Genomic DNA, 13506 nt, shown 5'->3' on the forward strand with positions numbered 1-13506 from the left:
TGCCCGCGGAGTGGCTCTGCCCGTTGGGGTCACTCTGCCAGTTCTGCGTCGATAGCATCTTTCAGCACTTGAACCCGAAGGGGAATCACAGTGTCATGGTGTTTGATTTGGGCTGCGACGTCCTTCGAGAAGACATCCTCAACCAAGGTGGGCATGTCCTTTACTCCGCTAACGTAGCGTTTTGCGGCGAAGTCGAACTCTGACCTGTTGTTCTTTATCCGGGTGTTGAGAGCCTTGAGTTCGTCGGCAAACTTGAGGTATTCCGCTTCCGGGGCATTCCGGGCGGTGGCGTCATCGATCTTCTTGACGTACTCATCCTTGAGCCGAACGAATTCGTTGTAGTTCTCCTCGGACTTCGCGGTCGTTTCTGCGTGCGATTCCAGCTGTGCAATCTCGTTGTCCAAGGTGCGGGCAAACTCAACGTAGGAGACGTTCTTGGACTGCTTGAGTTGATTGACGGCTTCCCGGCAAGGAACAGCTGCTTGGGCCAAGAGCGTTTGGCGTTCCCGGAGGTTGGCAGCTTTGGAGCCCACAAAGAGTCCGCTGCACCCGGCATCTTCCCTGAACAGGCCTTCGAACCGGGGGTATGACTCCACCAGGCCCTCCATGGAGTCGAGGTAGGTCTGGTAGGAATCGCCCAGCTGGGCTACAGCCATACCGATCCCATCCGTTTCTTCACCTGCGCCATACCCATTCTGCACATCGCTCATGGCAGTCCGTGCGGAATTGACGGCCTGTTGGAACTCGTCCCGCTCTTTGGCGGAGTTCTTCTCAGCGTCCTCACGTGAAGCGGGGGCGTTGCGCGCCTTCTTGTAGGCGGCCAGGTAGGCGTTGACCGCGGGCTGGATCTTGTCCCTAGCCTCAACGAGTGCCGTTAGGCGCTCATCTTTCACGAGGGCCAGGCTTTCCCTGCGCTGCTGACCAGCGAAGTTGGTCAAGGCGATCACCACTACTGAGGCAACGACCGCCAGCACAACGGCAATGGCAAGAGCGATAAGGACCGGACGGCGCTTACTGCGAACGGGTTCAATGGTCATCACTATTTCCCCTCACCGGATGCTGCATCAAACTGTTCCAAGCTCTTCTTGAGTACGCCTTCGAATTCGGAGTTTGAGCTGTTGGCGCTTTCGATGATCTTTGAGTATTTGTCCTTGGTGGCAGTTTCATATGTTGTTTGGGCCTTGGCGAACGCATCATTGATATCCAACAGTGCAATGCCCGCAAGGGTGCTCTTGCTGAGGCGCTCAAAGGTGTCCTTGCTATTGAGCACTTCCTGTTGCTTGTCCCGCTGGCCTCTGATGACGGCCTCAACGTCCGTGAGCAAGGTGGTGGTCTCGGCGTCGGCACCTTCCTTGGCCGTGTTCAGCGCTGCCAGGCACTCATCAGCACTCTTGACGTAGTCCTGTGCGTAGGATTCGCTCGCAACGTTCAGCGATGAATGCAGGGCCGCGCACGGCCCGCCCACAGAGCGGTAGATGTTGGAAGTGTTGACCACCAGTTGATCGTTATAGGCGATCACCGCACCGTACTGGTCCTTGAAGCGGTTGAAGGATTCGGCGACTTCCTGATCCTGCATGGCCGGCGATACCGCCATGTGTTCCAAGCGGTCACGATTTGCTTGTGACTCACGCACGATCCGTTCACGGTCCTGGCTGAGGACTTTGTCCTCTTCCGCCTGTCCCGCTCTTTCGGAAATGGCGTTCGAGTACCGGCCCGAAAACTGTTGGACCAAGGGGTCATAGAGGTTCATCGAGTTGTCCACGATGACGCGTTGCTTGTCCAGGCGGAAAACATCGGCACGGCCTGGTCCTGCCGAGCGGGAGAGGGCGAACCAAGTGCCAAGCCCTGCGGCTACCAAGGCGATCACTATGGCAACCACAATGATTGCCGTACGCTTGGAGCCACCCCGGCCGGGCTCGCTGATTGTCTCTTCCAAATTCTTATCCCCCATATCTGTAAACCGCTTTAGACGTCGTGCTGCAGCCGCTTGACGAAGAGCTTGGTCCGTTCTTGGCGCGGTGCCCGCAATACCTCGGCTGCCGGCCCCCGTTCCACTACGACGCCGCCGTCCATGAAAATTACCTCGTCCGCCACATGCTGGGCAAAGGCGAGCTCATGGGTCACGATCACCATGGTCCAGCCCTCTTCGGCGAGTTCTTTGATGACACCCAGGACGTCCCCCACAAGTTCGGGGTCCAGTGCGGACGTGGGCTCGTCAAACAGGAGCAGTTGAGGCTTGAGTGCCAACGCCCGGACGATTCCCACGCGCTGCTGCTGGCCGCCTGAGAGCTCAAAAGGGTAGGCGTCCCGCTTGTCGGCAAGACCAACTCGTTCCAGCAGGCGTTCGGCCTCGGCAATTGCCTCGGCGCGGGGCCGTTTTTGGACCTGGACGGGGCCTTCGATGATGTTCTTCAGCACGGTCATGTGGGGGAAAAGGTTGTAGTGCTGGAAGACCATTGCGCTCCGGTCGCGGAGCGCAGCCACTTCCTTCTTCCCCACTTTGGCGCCGAAGTCGATGGCGAGCTCAGCTGAGGAGTCGCCGCTTCCAAAGGTGACCGTGCCGGCGTCGGGAATTTCCAGCCCGTTGAGCGAACGCAGGACCGTGGTCTTGCCGGAGCCCGAAGGCCCGATCAGGGCCACCACCTGGCCGCGCTGGATATCGATGTCGATATCGCGCAGGACCACGTTGCTTCCGAAGGCTTTGGCAAGGCTCCGTGCCTTCAGGACCGACGTGACGCGCGGCTGCCGGGCGGGTTCGTTAGTGAGCGACATAGCGGTCCAATCTCTTTTCCACGGCGGATTGCGCAGTGGAAAGAACCAGGCAAATGACCCAATAAACCAGGGCTGCCTGCAGGTAAAGGGCCATGAACTCCTGGCTGAATGCGGCGATCTGCTGTGCGTTGCGGAACAGTTCAGTAACCAGGATGAGCGAGGCGAGGGACGTGTCTTTCACCAGGGAAATGAAGGTGTTGGACAAGGGAGGAACGGACACCCGTGCTGCCTGCGGCAGGATGATGCGCACCAGGGCCTGCGGACGGGACATTCCGATAGTGTGGCCGGCTTCCCATTGGCCCTTCGGCACGGAGAGGATTGCAGCACGGATGATCTCGGCTGCGTACCCGCCCACGTTCAGGGAGAAGGCAATGATGGCGCTTGGCCAGGGATCAAGCCGGATGCCGATGCTGGGCAAGCCGAAGAAGATGACAAAGAGCTGCACCAGCAGCGGAGTACCGCGGATCACCGAGACGTAGAAGCGGCCGATGCCCGAGAGCAGCCAGTTTGGGCTCAGGCGCATCAGGGCAACCACCAGCGCGAGCACCAAGCCGAAGGCGAAGGATGCGAGGGTCAGCGGAATGGTCCCCGTGACGGCGCCGGTGATGAGTGGACCGAAGGAACTCCAGATGAGGTCCCAGTTCATCTATTTGGTGACGTCCGCGCCGAAGTACTTTTCCGAAATCTTGGCCAAGGTGCCATCGGCTTGGAGATCAGCGAGAGCCTTGTCCACTGCGGCCGTGAGTTCCGTAGACCCTTTGCGGAAGACCATGGCGCTCTCGGTCTTCTCCGGTGCTTCGGCGGCGACCTTCAGACCGGAGTCGGGGGTGTTCTTGGCGTAGTCCAAGTACGTGAGTTTGTCGTTAACCGTGGCATCCACGCGTCCTTGTTGCACCAGGGTGGCGGACTGCGCCCAGCCTTCTACTGCCTGGACGTTGGCGCCGGCTTCAACTGCCATCTTGTAGAAGTTGCTGGTCAGTGACTGGGCGGTGGTTTTGCCCTTGAGGTCTGCGAAGCTGTTGATGCTGCTGTTGTCCGCTTTGGTGACCACTACGCCGGTGGAGATGGTGTACGGCGTGGAGAACTCGTATTTGGCCTTGCGCTCATCATTGATGGAGATCTGGTTGGCGATGGTGTCGAACCGCTTGGATTCGAGCCCGGCAAAGATGCCGTCGAACTGCGTTTCCTGGAAGGTAGCCTTCACGCCAAGTTTCCCTGCCACGGCCTGGGCGATTTCGACGTCGAACCCAGTGAGCTCCCCGGCTCCGTCAGCATGGAAGCTGAAGGGACGGTAGGTACCTTCGGTGGCGATGACGAGCTCGCCCTTGGATTTCACGTCTGAAAGTGATGTGTCCCCACCGGATTGGGCGGGTGCCGATCCTCCACCGCATGCAGAAAGTGCAAGGGCGGCCGAGGCCAGTGCGGCTGCGAGGACAGAGCGGCGGGAGCGAAGGCTGTTCATGGAGCCATCTTAGTCACCGCTTGGGCAAGGCTTGGCGGGCGGCTTGCGAAAGGGCCGTTAAAAAGGCTGAGTGGGGGCGGTCCCCAACAGCCCGCCACCACTCATCCCCCCAATTGTGATCACGTGGGCGCCACATCCACCGGAAACCCGTTCTCTGATTCCGGTGTCAGGCTGCAAGCCGCGTTCACACATTCATGATTGTGCCACGATCTAATGGTTTTGTGAAAGTCTTACGCCGAGAGACGTTGCTTTCGCCGCGCAAATGACTTGGAGAACCAAATTCCAGCGAGTCCGAGGCATGTGAACAGGGCGGCCGAATAGTTGATGAGTACCCGCAACCAGGCCTCCGAAAATGGAATGAGGGGAAAGAGTTGGGACGACAGGAGTAAAGAAAGTCCCAACAGCAGGAACCCCGAGGCCACCCGCAACAGTATGGGGGCGGTGCTCGCTACGGTGCGCCAGATGGCAGGTACCAGGCAGGCCGCCACGAACCCCGGATACAAGCGGCCCATCGCCGCGTATCCATCCAGGGAGGGCCCCCATTTCAGTCCGCTCATCCCCGCCGAGGATCCTTGCGTGTCCGTGATGACGAAGAAGTAGATAGTCAGTGCACCAACGATTGCCGCGGCGGTGATCCCGACGGGTCCACGGATGGCGCGCACGGCTGAGGCTGAGCCGAAAGCGGTGGCGATCTTGATGCCCATGAAGAAGAACGTGCCGTACAGCAGGAACCGCAGGATCAGGTTGCCGATATTCATCCCGCCGAGCCAGCCGTCAATGACCAAATAGGGTGCCTCGATGCTGATGAGGATACTCAACGAGATCAGCGAGAAAATATAGAAAACCTCACGGTTCTCCCCGCGCAAGGCGCTCGGAACCCGGGCGAGGGTAATCGCCAGGCACACTGCCAGCGTGACCCAAGGTAGGACAGCCGTCATCCGAGGTTCTCCCAAATTCGTTCAGTTCGTTCGTGGTCTTGTTCCTGCCGGCGCAGTGTCTTACCGAGCGCCAAAAGCCGTTCTCCGGCCAACGTCACCAATCGTCCCTGCGACAACTTGTCCAGCGCTTCCTGGCGGGCATTGGCCGGCCACCCTGCTTCAGCCTCAGTGATCAGCCCGCCGGCCACCAAACCTCCCGCAGGCCCAACCCCGGCCGCGCGCGATGTTGCGATGGCCAACTCCGGCGGAAGCCTGTTTGCGGTCAGATGGGCGGAGAAGTTCTGTGGCGCAATCCCGGTGGCGTCGCTGACCCGGTGCCGCAACTCGCCGTCGTCGATCGCGTCCACCCAGTTACGCACTGAGGTGGGGTGCGGTGGTTCAGAAAGACGCGGAGCGGGGGCTGTACCGGGCTCATTCCGGTCCACCACTGCACGCAGCAGATCGATGGTGGCGACTTGGCTGACCAGTTCGCAGGGCGTGGGCGGGACGGGGTCGCCTCGAAGCTCGGCGTATAGATCGAAAGTGGACAGGGCTTGCACGGGATTGATGTGGAAGCCGCGGCTGATGCTCACCAAAGTGGACTCGGCAACCTTGCCGCGTACCAGCTGCTGGGCCAGTGTTGTTCGCTTGATGCCGGCGATCCTGCAGACGTCAGCAGTGCTGGCATCGGGCGCAATGCCATGAAGCCAGCGCTGGAACGCCTTGGACGGTAAGGGCATGTGGGACTTTCCTGGACGGGCCGCGAGGGCAAGGCTGCGTAAGCCGTAAGTGGGAGTACGAAACGATTTTACGCCGAAGCCACATTGAATTATGCTTGATGATTGAACCCGCTGGTCCGTACACCCCCCAAGTCCGGACCAGCGGGTTTTTCCATGCCCGCGGGAATCGCGGCCTGAATTTCTGCGTTCCCTTGCTGGAGGATAGACAATGACTGCAACTTTGGTGGCCAAGGATCTTGCCGGTGGTCATGGCCATCGCACACTTTTTTCGGACCTGTCCCTAACCGTCGCGCCAGGCGATGTAGTGGGTGTGGTGGGCGCGAACGGTGCCGGTAAGTCCACGCTGCTGCGCATTCTCGCCGGCGTTGACCAGCCCCAGGCAGGGAGCGTCAACCTGGCGCCTTCGGACGCTTTCGTAGGCTGGTTGCCGCAGGAACACGAGCGTACCGCTGACGAAACGATCGCGGCATATATTGCGCGACGTACTGGCTGTGCCCAGGCAACAAGCGACATGGAATCCACCGCCGAAGCTCTCGGCTCGGGGGCTCCCGGCGCAGATGACGCCTACTCTTTGGCTTTTGACCGGTGGATGGCCTCCGGCGCCGCGGACCTGGAGGACCGGGTTCCCGCTGTCCTCGCCGACCTCGGCTTGGAGCTTGGCGCCGACGCCCTCATGACGGGCCTTTCCGGTGGTCAGGCTGCGCGCGTGGCTTTGGCAGCCTTGCTGCTCAGCCGCTTTGACGTGGTCCTCCTGGACGAACCCACCAACGACCTCGACCTTGACGGACTCGCCCGGCTTGAGGCCTTCGTCCAAGGCCTCCGGGGTGGCGTGGTCCTGGTGTCGCACGACCGCGAATTCCTGGCCCGCTGCGTCACTACCGTGGTGGAACTGGACCTCGCCCAGAACTCCGTGGCTGTATACGACGGTGGCTACGAAGCGTTCCTCGAAGAGCGCGCCGTGGCCAAACGCCATGCCCGGGAACGTTACGAAGAGTTTGCGAACACCAAGGCCGACCTCGTCTCCCGTGCACGCACCCAGCGTGAGTGGAGCTCCCAAGGCGTCCGGAACGCCATGAAGAAAAACCCGGATAATGACAAGATCCGTCGCGCCGCGAGCAGCGAATCGTCGGAGAAACAGGCCCAGAAAGTCCGCCAAATGGAGTCCCGTATCGCGAGGCTCACCGAGGTGGAGGAACCGCGCAAGGAATGGCAACTGCAGTTCAGCATCGGCCAGGCGCCCCGCTCAAGTGCCGTCGTCGCCACCTTGCGCAACGTCGTCGCCCGCCAAGGTGACTTCACGCTGGGTCCAGTGAACCTCCAGCTCAACGGCGGCGAGCGCATAGGCATCACCGGACCGAACGGGGCCGGGAAGTCAACGCTTTTGCGCCTGTTGTTGGGGACGCAGGAGCCGGACGACGGCGACGCCTCCATGGGCGCGTCCGTGGCCATTGGCGAAATTGACCAGGCGCGCGGACTGCTCGACGGCGGGCGGCAGCTTGGCGACGCTGTTGAAGCTGTGCTGGTGGACTGGAACAGCGCGGATGTGCGTACTCTCTTGGCAAAGTTCGGGCTCAGGGCGGATCACACCTCCCGCACAGTGGATTCGTTGTCTCCGGGGGAGCGGACCCGTGCTGCGCTTGCGTTGCTGCAGGCCCGTGGCGTGAACCTGCTGGTGCTGGACGAGCCCACCAACCATTTGGATCTTCCAGCCATCGAGCAGCTGGAGGAGGCGCTGGAAAGTTATGAAGGCGCGCTCCTGCTGGTCACGCACGATCGCCGGCTGCTGGAGAACGTCAGGCTCGATTCGCGCTGGCATCTGGAAAATGGACAAGTGCAAGAACTCCACCACACCCCAAGCCAGGAGAAGTAACCCATGAGCATGGACCGCGTGGCCTGGAGCTCGCTGTACAACATCACTACCGCCAAGAGCGGCTCGAAGCCGTTCTCCAAGGAAACCCTGAAGCGGGTCATGGCTTTTGCCGCGCCGCATAAGGGCAAGCTGGTTGCCTTTGTGATCGCCTCCATCGCGGGTGCTTTCCTGGCGGTCGCTACTCCGGTGTTGGCCGGTCAGGTGGTCGATGCCATCATCGCCAACGCCGGTGTGGGTACGGTGATCTGGTTGGCTGTCCTGATCGCCATAGTCGCTGTTGGCGAGGCGGGCGTGGGCTTGGTGACCCGCTGGCTGTCTTCCATCATTGGCGAGGGTGTCATTGTGGACCTCCGCACGCGCGTGTTCGATCATGTGCAGCGCATGCCCATTGCGTTCTTCACCCGAACCCGAACCGGTGCCCTTGTCAGCCGACTGAATAACGACGTCATCGGAGCTCAGTCCGCCTTCGCCGGCACGCTGTCCGGCGTGGTCAGCAATGTGGTGGCTCTGGTCCTGACACTTGTGGTCATGCTCAATACTTCTTGGCTGGTGACCGTGCTTGCCATGGTGTTGCTGCCGATCTTCCTGATTCCGGCGCGGCGGATGGGCTCCAAACTGGCGGACCTCCGCCGCGAAGCTGCCGCTCATAACGCTGCCATGGGCACGCAGATGACGGAGAGGTTCTCCGCGCCGGGCGCCACGCTGGTGAAGTTGTTCGGCCGCCCGGACGAGGAATCCCGTGAGTTCGCTGAGCGGGCCGGCCGGGTCCGGGACATTGGGATCCGGACTGCCATGCTGCAGTTCACGTTTGTCACGGCCTTGACCTTGGTGTCGGCACTGGCTTTGGCCTTGGTTTATGGCCTGGGCGGTTGGCTGGCAATTGGCGGGCAGCTGGCACCCGGTGACGTGGTGGTTCTCGCTCTCCTCCTCACCCGGCTCTACGCTCCGCTGACGGCGCTGTCCAATGCCCGCGTGGAAATCATGAGTGCTTTGGTCAGCTTTGAGCGGGTCTTCGAAATTCTGGACCTTAAGCCGCTGATCACCGAGAAGCCGGACGCCGTCACTGTTCCGGCGGGACCTGTGGCTGTGGAATTCGACGACGTACGCTTCTCCTACCCTTCCGCCGAGAAGGTGTCACTGGCTTCCCTTGAGGACGTCGCCACCCTGGATACCCGTGGAGGCGAGGAAGTTCTGCACGGAGTCAGCTTCCGGGTGGAACCGGGGCAGACCGTTGCCCTGGTGGGTTCCTCCGGTGCCGGAAAGTCCACGGTGGCCCAGCTGCTCTCGCGCTTGTACGACGTCGACTCCGGCACAGTGCGCCTTGGCGGCCAAAAGCCCGGAACAGGCGTGGACGTCCGCGATCTCAGTTTCGATTCCTTGCGGGACACCATGGGCATGGTGACCCAGGACGGTCATCTCTTCCACGAAACCATCGCGTCCAACCTGCGCCTCGCCCGGCCGGACGCTACGGAAGCCGACATGTGGGATGTGCTCCGGCGCGCACGTTTGGAGCCGATGATCCGGTCCTTGCCTGATGGCCTGGAAACCGTGGTGGGGGAGCGCGGCTACCGGCTCTCCGGTGGTGAACGCCAACGGCTCACCATCGCCCGCTTGCTGATCAAGCAACCTCGTGTTGTGATCCTCGACGAAGCAACCGCTGCCTTGGACTCCACCAACGAAGCCGCCGTCCAGGCGGCCTTGGGCGAGGCACTCGAGGGGCGCACCGCCGTCGTGATTGCCCACCGGCTGTCCACCATCCGTGCTGCTGACGCCATTCTGGTGGTTGAGGACGGCAGGATCGTGGAGCGTGGCACACATACCGAGCTGCTGGCGGCAGATGGACGATACGCCGAGCTGTATCAAACCCAGTTCGCCGAAGCCACGGCGGTGGCCCAGGAAGCGGTCCCGGAGCTGTAACCCATGTAGGTCGCAGTTGAAGCCGTTCTGAGCTGTCAAAACGGCCTTAACTGCGACCTACTTGGGCGGGGTGAGCGCTGGAAGTACGTGGTCGGTGAGCAGCGGGGCCAAATCCGTGGGAAGAGGCGCGTCGAGGTCCAGCCAGCGGATCTCGGCGATCTCCGCCGAGGGGTGCGCCTCCCACGTTCCGGGCGCAGTAAAAACGGTGGCTTCGATGTTCGTTGCTGCCTCGTTGGCCGCCACAGCCAGCCACACGCCGAGCGGCTCGAGGCGGTTCGGTGCCACGTCGATGCCGACTTCTTCCAGGAGTTCACGGGAAGCGGCCTCCGCGGCGGTTTCACCGGACTCTGGTTTGCCACCGGGGTGCATGAACTTCTCAGTGCCACGCTTGCGGACGGTCAGGAGCTGGCCTTCGTTGTTGTAGACGCAGACGGCGCTTACGACGATCAGGTCCGTGCCGGATGTACTCATGATTGCCTCCCGGCGTCGATCCGGACCAAGTGCGATTCAAGCAGCAGGTTCTTGGCGGGCCCTTGGACATCCCACGTGAAGCTGAACGAGTCAGGACCCTCCCAGAGGTAGCTGACCCGGTAGTCGTCGGGGTCGCACCAGTGCTTATCCTGGTTGCCCTGTTCGGAGAAACTCATCACATGGAAGGGCCTGCCGTCGGGGAAAAACACGTCCATCGACTCCGGCCCGGAACCCGGTTTCAGGAGGTACTCGCGGAATGCCGGACCCGAATGGTTAGGCCAGTGCATGGTTCCGTCTTCGCGGTAGTCCAGGCCGCCGTCGGGGTTCCGGGTATAGCGCACGACGCCGGTAAAGGTTCCGTTGGTGCCGGACGTCCGGTCCAGGAGGGTGCGCTCCACAACCCAGCTGCCGGCCAAGTAGGCCTGCAGGTCCTGGGTGGGCTGCTGGTGGTTCAAGTGCCCTCGATTGGAATCGAACCAACGACACCGGCTTTAGGAGAGCCGTGCTCTATCCACTGAGCTACGAGGGCCTGTGTGTCCATGGCTCTTAATCCCACTGCTGGAGCTCGAGGGCCCGGACACGACTACAAGCATACAAGCTGCGGGGACGCTGCCCGAACACCGTTAGGCTGGCGTTCATGAAAGGGCACGCGACTGCACCGGCGCCAGCTGTATCGTTCCTTCCGGATACCCGTGGCATCAGGGCGAACATCGGAGGGTGGGCGCAGCTGAGCGTGGTCCAATACTTCGTGGCCGAGGCCGCCGTGATCGAGGCCTGGGCAGGGCCCGAGCCCTACAGCAGGGCCACCGGATTCATTAGTGACCTCGGAGCAATTTCCTGCGGGATCTACGAGGACAGAGCCGTCTGCTCGCCTCTGCACTGGCTGATGAATGCCTCGTTCGTGGTTCAAGGCCTGGCGCTGGTCCTCGGTGCGTTGTTTCTGACGGCAGGGTTGCTGTGTGTGGCCGCGCGGCCCGGAGTAACGGCACGACGATTTCGAGCTGTTGCGGACGATTCTCCCCAAACGCGGGTCCTGACCGTGCCCTGGATCCTGGCTGTCGCCATCCGGATCCTCACCGGTGTCGCCGGAGTGGGAACGGTCCTGGTGGGACTGGTTCCCGAAGACCTCGGATCGCCCTGGCACTTTGCGGGCGCACTGATGTTCTTCATTGGGGGAGGTTTTGCACTGCTCCTGTTGGGCGTCCTGTGGTTCCGTCAAACCCCGATCAGTTGGTTCCTCGCTGCCTGCGGGCTCGTCTGTATTGGTGCCTTGGTCATCGGCGCCATCACCGGGATGGAGGTGCCCCAGCCGGGTTTGCTGGAGCGGTTCATGGGCTACCCGGTGACCATCGGCCTGGCAGCGGCCGGTTTGGTGATTGCCCAGCGTGTCCACACGGAACGGAAAGTACTCAGGGCACGCTGAGGAAGTATTCGCGGAAGCTGTTGAGGGAGGAACCGCCCGGGTAGCCCAGATCCCGCGCGCTGGCGGACACGGCATCGTCCGGTGAGAAGATACTGATCCCGAACGTACCTGACTGTAGCTCTTCAGTTTCTTCGAGCATGGGCGGAAGCGCGTTCCCGAGCACGTCAGCGAGGACGTCCGCGTCGTGGCTGCTTCCGACCAACTTGACGGTGATGAAATTTCCGGACGTGTTCATGTTGACGTTGAGCTTGGCGGATTCAACCCCGGGTACCGACAACGCGGCTGCCTCCAGGTCCTTGCCCAGGCGCTCAGCTTTGGACGGGCCCCCGAGCCCGCAGGCGGAGGCGCCCAAGATGAGCAGGCCCATGGTTAAAGCTGAAACGGCGGGTTTGAAAAACCTTCGGAAGCTCACTGCTTGGGGCTCTTCCTGCCCAGGAACACTGCCAGCACGCCGCACAGGAGACTGATCAGGAACAGCACCCACGACGCGACGGTGACAGCTGAGGCCAACGCCACCGAACCGGCGTCGGGCGTTTCCATGGCCAGCACGGAATCGATGGCGACGTTGGACCACAGGTGGGCCACGGCGAACAGCAGGGGAGCGGCCCACATTGCCCAACGCCACGACTTTCGCGCCACATTGGTGCCGATCAGCAGGAGCCAACTGAAGCCGAAGATCAGCGGAAACAGGGTGCCGGCAGTCTTGTGGACGTAGTTGAGCTGGCCGCGCGCCGAGTCATCCATGGCCTCTCTAAGTTGAACGATGTAATCCTGTGAGAAGCCGCCAGTCAGGGAATCCGGCATCGCCAGGCCACCCGAGAGCTGCGTCATCTGGTTCAGGGTGAGCAAGTGCAGGTACCAGAACAGGAACAGGCTGGCCACGACACCCGCGATCACAATGAGTTTGGAGTTGCTCTGCGCCTTTTGTGGGGTGCGCTGCGTGGTGGTGTTGATCACAGGCGGTAGCGAGTGATCGGGAACCACTGCCTTTGCTCCGTGCTTCTTGACGCGCTGGGCTGGTGTCTTGGCCATGTCATCCATTATTCCGCCACATAAGCTGGATCCATGACCACCGGCAGGCACACAGCAACTGAACTCGATCCTTCACTGGATGACTACCAACTGGCCAGCGCACTGGTCCGCGAGGCGGGCCAGCTGGCGCTGCTCATGCGGATGGGGGGACTGCAGGGCGAACGCAAGACGTCAGTATCCGACGTCGTCACTGCAGCCGATCACGCAGCCGAGGCTTATGTTCTTGAACAGTTGCGGCGCTGCCGTCCGGAAGACGGCATCCTCGGCGAGGAGGGTGCCTCGGTGGCGGGGACGAGCGGCCGGACCTGGGTGATCGACCCCGTTGACGGCACCTACAACTTCCTCCACGGGTCCACATACTGGTGCTCGGCCATCGCCCTCAAGCGTGACGATTCGGACCATGGCGGCAACCCGGTTGCCGATCCCGAGGTGTTGCTGGGGGCCATCTACCAACCCGAACTGGATAAGCTCTGGCTGGGAGGGGCGGAACGTCCGGCCACCCTGAACGGCGAGGCGATCACCGGTTCGGGCGACCTCCCCGTTGGCCAAATCTCCGCAGCCACGTACATTCACCCCACTTGGCTCGCAGACCCCCGCGCGGCCATGCCATGGCACGCAGCCGCGGTCTCCGCGGCGTCGCTGCGCATGTTCGGTTCCGGCTCCTGCGACCTCGGCCGGGTGGCTGACGGGGAGCTCGGCTGCTGGTTCCAACACAGCTGCCCCGAATGGGACTGGCTCCCCGGCAAGGCGATCGTCCGCGCTGCCGGCGGGGACACCGCCGTCGTGCAGGTCAACGGATTGAATTGGTTCGTGGCGGGAGGCCCGACGGCGGTGCGCGAGTTGAGCGCCGCCCTCACCTCTGTTCCCCAATTTGCCTAGCATCAGCCGCTGCTGACCGCGTC

At 62.0% G+C, this 13506-nt stretch carries 15 protein-coding genes and 1 tRNA gene; 4 read left to right on the forward strand and 12 right to left on the reverse strand.

Annotated features, from left to right (window positions below):
• Positions 1-29: 29 nt before the first annotated feature.
• The 7 genes from ACNAOT_RS05455 to ACNAOT_RS05485 form a co-directional block, all read right to left on the reverse strand.
• Positions 30-1037, reverse strand: coding sequence for a hypothetical protein (locus tag ACNAOT_RS05455; protein WP_420180314.1), 1008 nt, complete (start codon positions 1035-1037; stop codon positions 30-32).
• 2 nt (positions 1038-1039) lie between these two features.
• Positions 1040-1936 (reverse strand): hypothetical protein, encoded by an 897-nt coding sequence (locus ACNAOT_RS05460; protein WP_420180315.1) that lies wholly within the window; start codon positions 1934-1936, stop codon positions 1040-1042.
• A 29-nt stretch (positions 1937-1965) separates the two neighbouring features.
• Positions 1966-2772, reverse strand: coding sequence for an amino acid ABC transporter ATP-binding protein (locus tag ACNAOT_RS05465; RefSeq protein WP_420180316.1), 807 nt, complete (start codon positions 2770-2772; stop codon positions 1966-1968).
• On the reverse strand, positions 2759-3418 hold the full coding sequence (locus ACNAOT_RS05470) for an amino acid ABC transporter permease (RefSeq protein ID WP_011773765.1): 660 nt from the start codon (positions 3416-3418) through the stop codon (positions 2759-2761). The genes ACNAOT_RS05465 and ACNAOT_RS05470 overlap by 14 nt, the downstream gene beginning before the upstream one ends.
• Complete coding sequence (locus ACNAOT_RS05475; protein ID WP_420180317.1) at positions 3419-4234, reverse strand: amino acid ABC transporter substrate-binding protein; 816 nt, start codon at positions 4232-4234, stop codon at positions 3419-3421.
• Between the two features lie 230 nt (positions 4235-4464).
• Entirely contained in the window at positions 4465-5172 is a 708-nt protein-coding gene (locus ACNAOT_RS05480; protein ID WP_420180318.1) for a hypothetical protein, read from the reverse strand.
• A complete protein-coding gene (locus tag ACNAOT_RS05485; RefSeq protein WP_091465742.1) occupies positions 5169-5891 on the reverse strand; it encodes a hypothetical protein in 723 nt (240 codons plus the stop codon). The genes ACNAOT_RS05480 and ACNAOT_RS05485 overlap by 4 nt, the downstream gene beginning before the upstream one ends.
• Positions 5892-6099: 208 nt before the next feature.
• Here ACNAOT_RS05485 and ACNAOT_RS05490 point away from each other — a divergent pair, with 208 nt between their 5' ends.
• Positions 6100-7761: an ABC-F family ATP-binding cassette domain-containing protein gene (locus tag ACNAOT_RS05490; RefSeq protein WP_420180319.1), complete on the forward strand. Its 1662-nt coding sequence runs from the start codon at positions 6100-6102 to the stop codon at positions 7759-7761.
• A gap of 3 nt (positions 7762-7764) precedes the next feature.
• On the forward strand, positions 7765-9678 hold the full coding sequence (locus tag ACNAOT_RS05495; RefSeq protein ID WP_178994290.1) for an ABC transporter ATP-binding protein: 1914 nt from the start codon (positions 7765-7767) through the stop codon (positions 9676-9678).
• Positions 9679-9735: 57 nt separating this feature from the next.
• On the opposite strand, the gene ACNAOT_RS05500 is transcribed toward ACNAOT_RS05495, so the two are convergent.
• The 3 genes from ACNAOT_RS05500 to ACNAOT_RS05510 form a co-directional block, all read right to left on the reverse strand.
• Complete coding sequence (locus ACNAOT_RS05500) at positions 9736-10149, reverse strand: NUDIX hydrolase (RefSeq protein WP_420180320.1); 414 nt, start codon at positions 10147-10149, stop codon at positions 9736-9738.
• Positions 10146-10604 carry a DUF6314 family protein gene (locus tag ACNAOT_RS05505; RefSeq protein WP_420180321.1) on the reverse strand — a complete coding sequence of 153 codons (459 nt, stop codon included), beginning with the start codon at positions 10602-10604 and terminating at the stop codon, positions 10146-10148. Before ACNAOT_RS05505 ends, ACNAOT_RS05500 begins: the two co-directional genes overlap by 4 nt.
• Before the next feature lies 1 nt (position 10605).
• A tRNA-Arg gene (locus ACNAOT_RS05510) sits at positions 10606-10678 on the reverse strand.
• Positions 10679-10786: 108 nt separating this feature from the next.
• On the opposite strand from ACNAOT_RS05510, the gene ACNAOT_RS05515 reads away from it, so the two are divergent.
• Positions 10787-11572 (forward strand): DUF998 domain-containing protein, encoded by a 786-nt coding sequence (locus tag ACNAOT_RS05515; protein WP_420180322.1) that lies wholly within the window; start codon positions 10787-10789, stop codon positions 11570-11572.
• Here ACNAOT_RS05515 and ACNAOT_RS05520 read toward each other — a convergent pair.
• Together ACNAOT_RS05520 and ACNAOT_RS05525 are read right to left on the reverse strand one after the other, a co-directional pair.
• Positions 11559-11939, reverse strand: coding sequence for a hypothetical protein (locus ACNAOT_RS05520; RefSeq protein WP_420180323.1), 381 nt, complete (start codon positions 11937-11939; stop codon positions 11559-11561). The genes ACNAOT_RS05515 and ACNAOT_RS05520 overlap by 14 nt on opposite strands.
• Positions 11940-11980: 41 nt before the next feature.
• Positions 11981-12604, reverse strand: coding sequence for a hypothetical protein (locus ACNAOT_RS05525; protein WP_420180324.1), 624 nt, complete (start codon positions 12602-12604; stop codon positions 11981-11983).
• A 33-nt stretch (positions 12605-12637) separates the two neighbouring features.
• Between ACNAOT_RS05525 and ACNAOT_RS05530 the strand changes: the two genes are divergently transcribed.
• Positions 12638-13483, forward strand: a complete 846-nt coding sequence (locus ACNAOT_RS05530; RefSeq protein WP_091465751.1) for an inositol monophosphatase family protein — start codon at positions 12638-12640, stop codon at positions 13481-13483.
• Positions 13484-13506 lie beyond the last annotated feature (23 nt).

The sequence above is a fragment of the Paenarthrobacter sp. TA1.8 genome, from assembly GCF_048595705.1.
Taxonomy (GTDB): Bacteria; Actinomycetota; Actinomycetes; order Actinomycetales; family Micrococcaceae; genus Arthrobacter; species Arthrobacter nitroguajacolicus.

Excerpts from the sequence above, each read along its gene's own strand:
- ACNAOT_RS05455 (WP_420180314.1), bottom strand. The coding sequence starts at position 1,037 with ATGACCATTGAACCCGTTCGCAGTAAGCGCCGTCCGGTCCTTATCGCT.
- ACNAOT_RS05465 (WP_420180316.1), bottom strand. The coding sequence starts at position 2,772 with ATGTCGCTCACTAACGAACCCGCCCGGCAGCCGCGCGTCACGTCGGTC.
- ACNAOT_RS05470 (WP_011773765.1), bottom strand. The coding sequence starts at position 3,418 with ATGAACTGGGACCTCATCTGGAGTTCCTTCGGTCCACTCATCACCGGC.
- ACNAOT_RS05475 (WP_420180317.1), bottom strand. The coding sequence starts at position 4,234 with ATGAACAGCCTTCGCTCCCGCCGCTCTGTCCTCGCAGCCGCACTGGCC.
- ACNAOT_RS05480 (WP_420180318.1), bottom strand. The coding sequence starts at position 5,172 with ATGACGGCTGTCCTACCTTGGGTCACGCTGGCAGTGTGCCTGGCGATT.
- ACNAOT_RS05485 (WP_091465742.1), bottom strand. The coding sequence starts at position 5,891 with ATGCCCTTACCGTCCAAGGCGTTCCAGCGCTGGCTTCATGGCATTGCG.
- ACNAOT_RS05490 (WP_420180319.1), top strand. The coding sequence starts at position 6,100 with ATGACTGCAACTTTGGTGGCCAAGGATCTTGCCGGTGGTCATGGCCAT.
- ACNAOT_RS05495 (WP_178994290.1), top strand. The coding sequence starts at position 7,765 with ATGAGCATGGACCGCGTGGCCTGGAGCTCGCTGTACAACATCACTACC.
- ACNAOT_RS05500 (WP_420180320.1), bottom strand. The coding sequence starts at position 10,149 with ATGAGTACATCCGGCACGGACCTGATCGTCGTAAGCGCCGTCTGCGTC.
- ACNAOT_RS05515 (WP_420180322.1), top strand. The coding sequence starts at position 10,787 with ATGAAAGGGCACGCGACTGCACCGGCGCCAGCTGTATCGTTCCTTCCG.
- ACNAOT_RS05520 (WP_420180323.1), bottom strand. The coding sequence starts at position 11,939 with ATGGGCCTGCTCATCTTGGGCGCCTCCGCCTGCGGGCTCGGGGGCCCG.
- ACNAOT_RS05525 (WP_420180324.1), bottom strand. The coding sequence starts at position 12,604 with ATGGCCAAGACACCAGCCCAGCGCGTCAAGAAGCACGGAGCAAAGGCA.
- ACNAOT_RS05530 (WP_091465751.1), top strand. The coding sequence starts at position 12,638 with ATGACCACCGGCAGGCACACAGCAACTGAACTCGATCCTTCACTGGAT.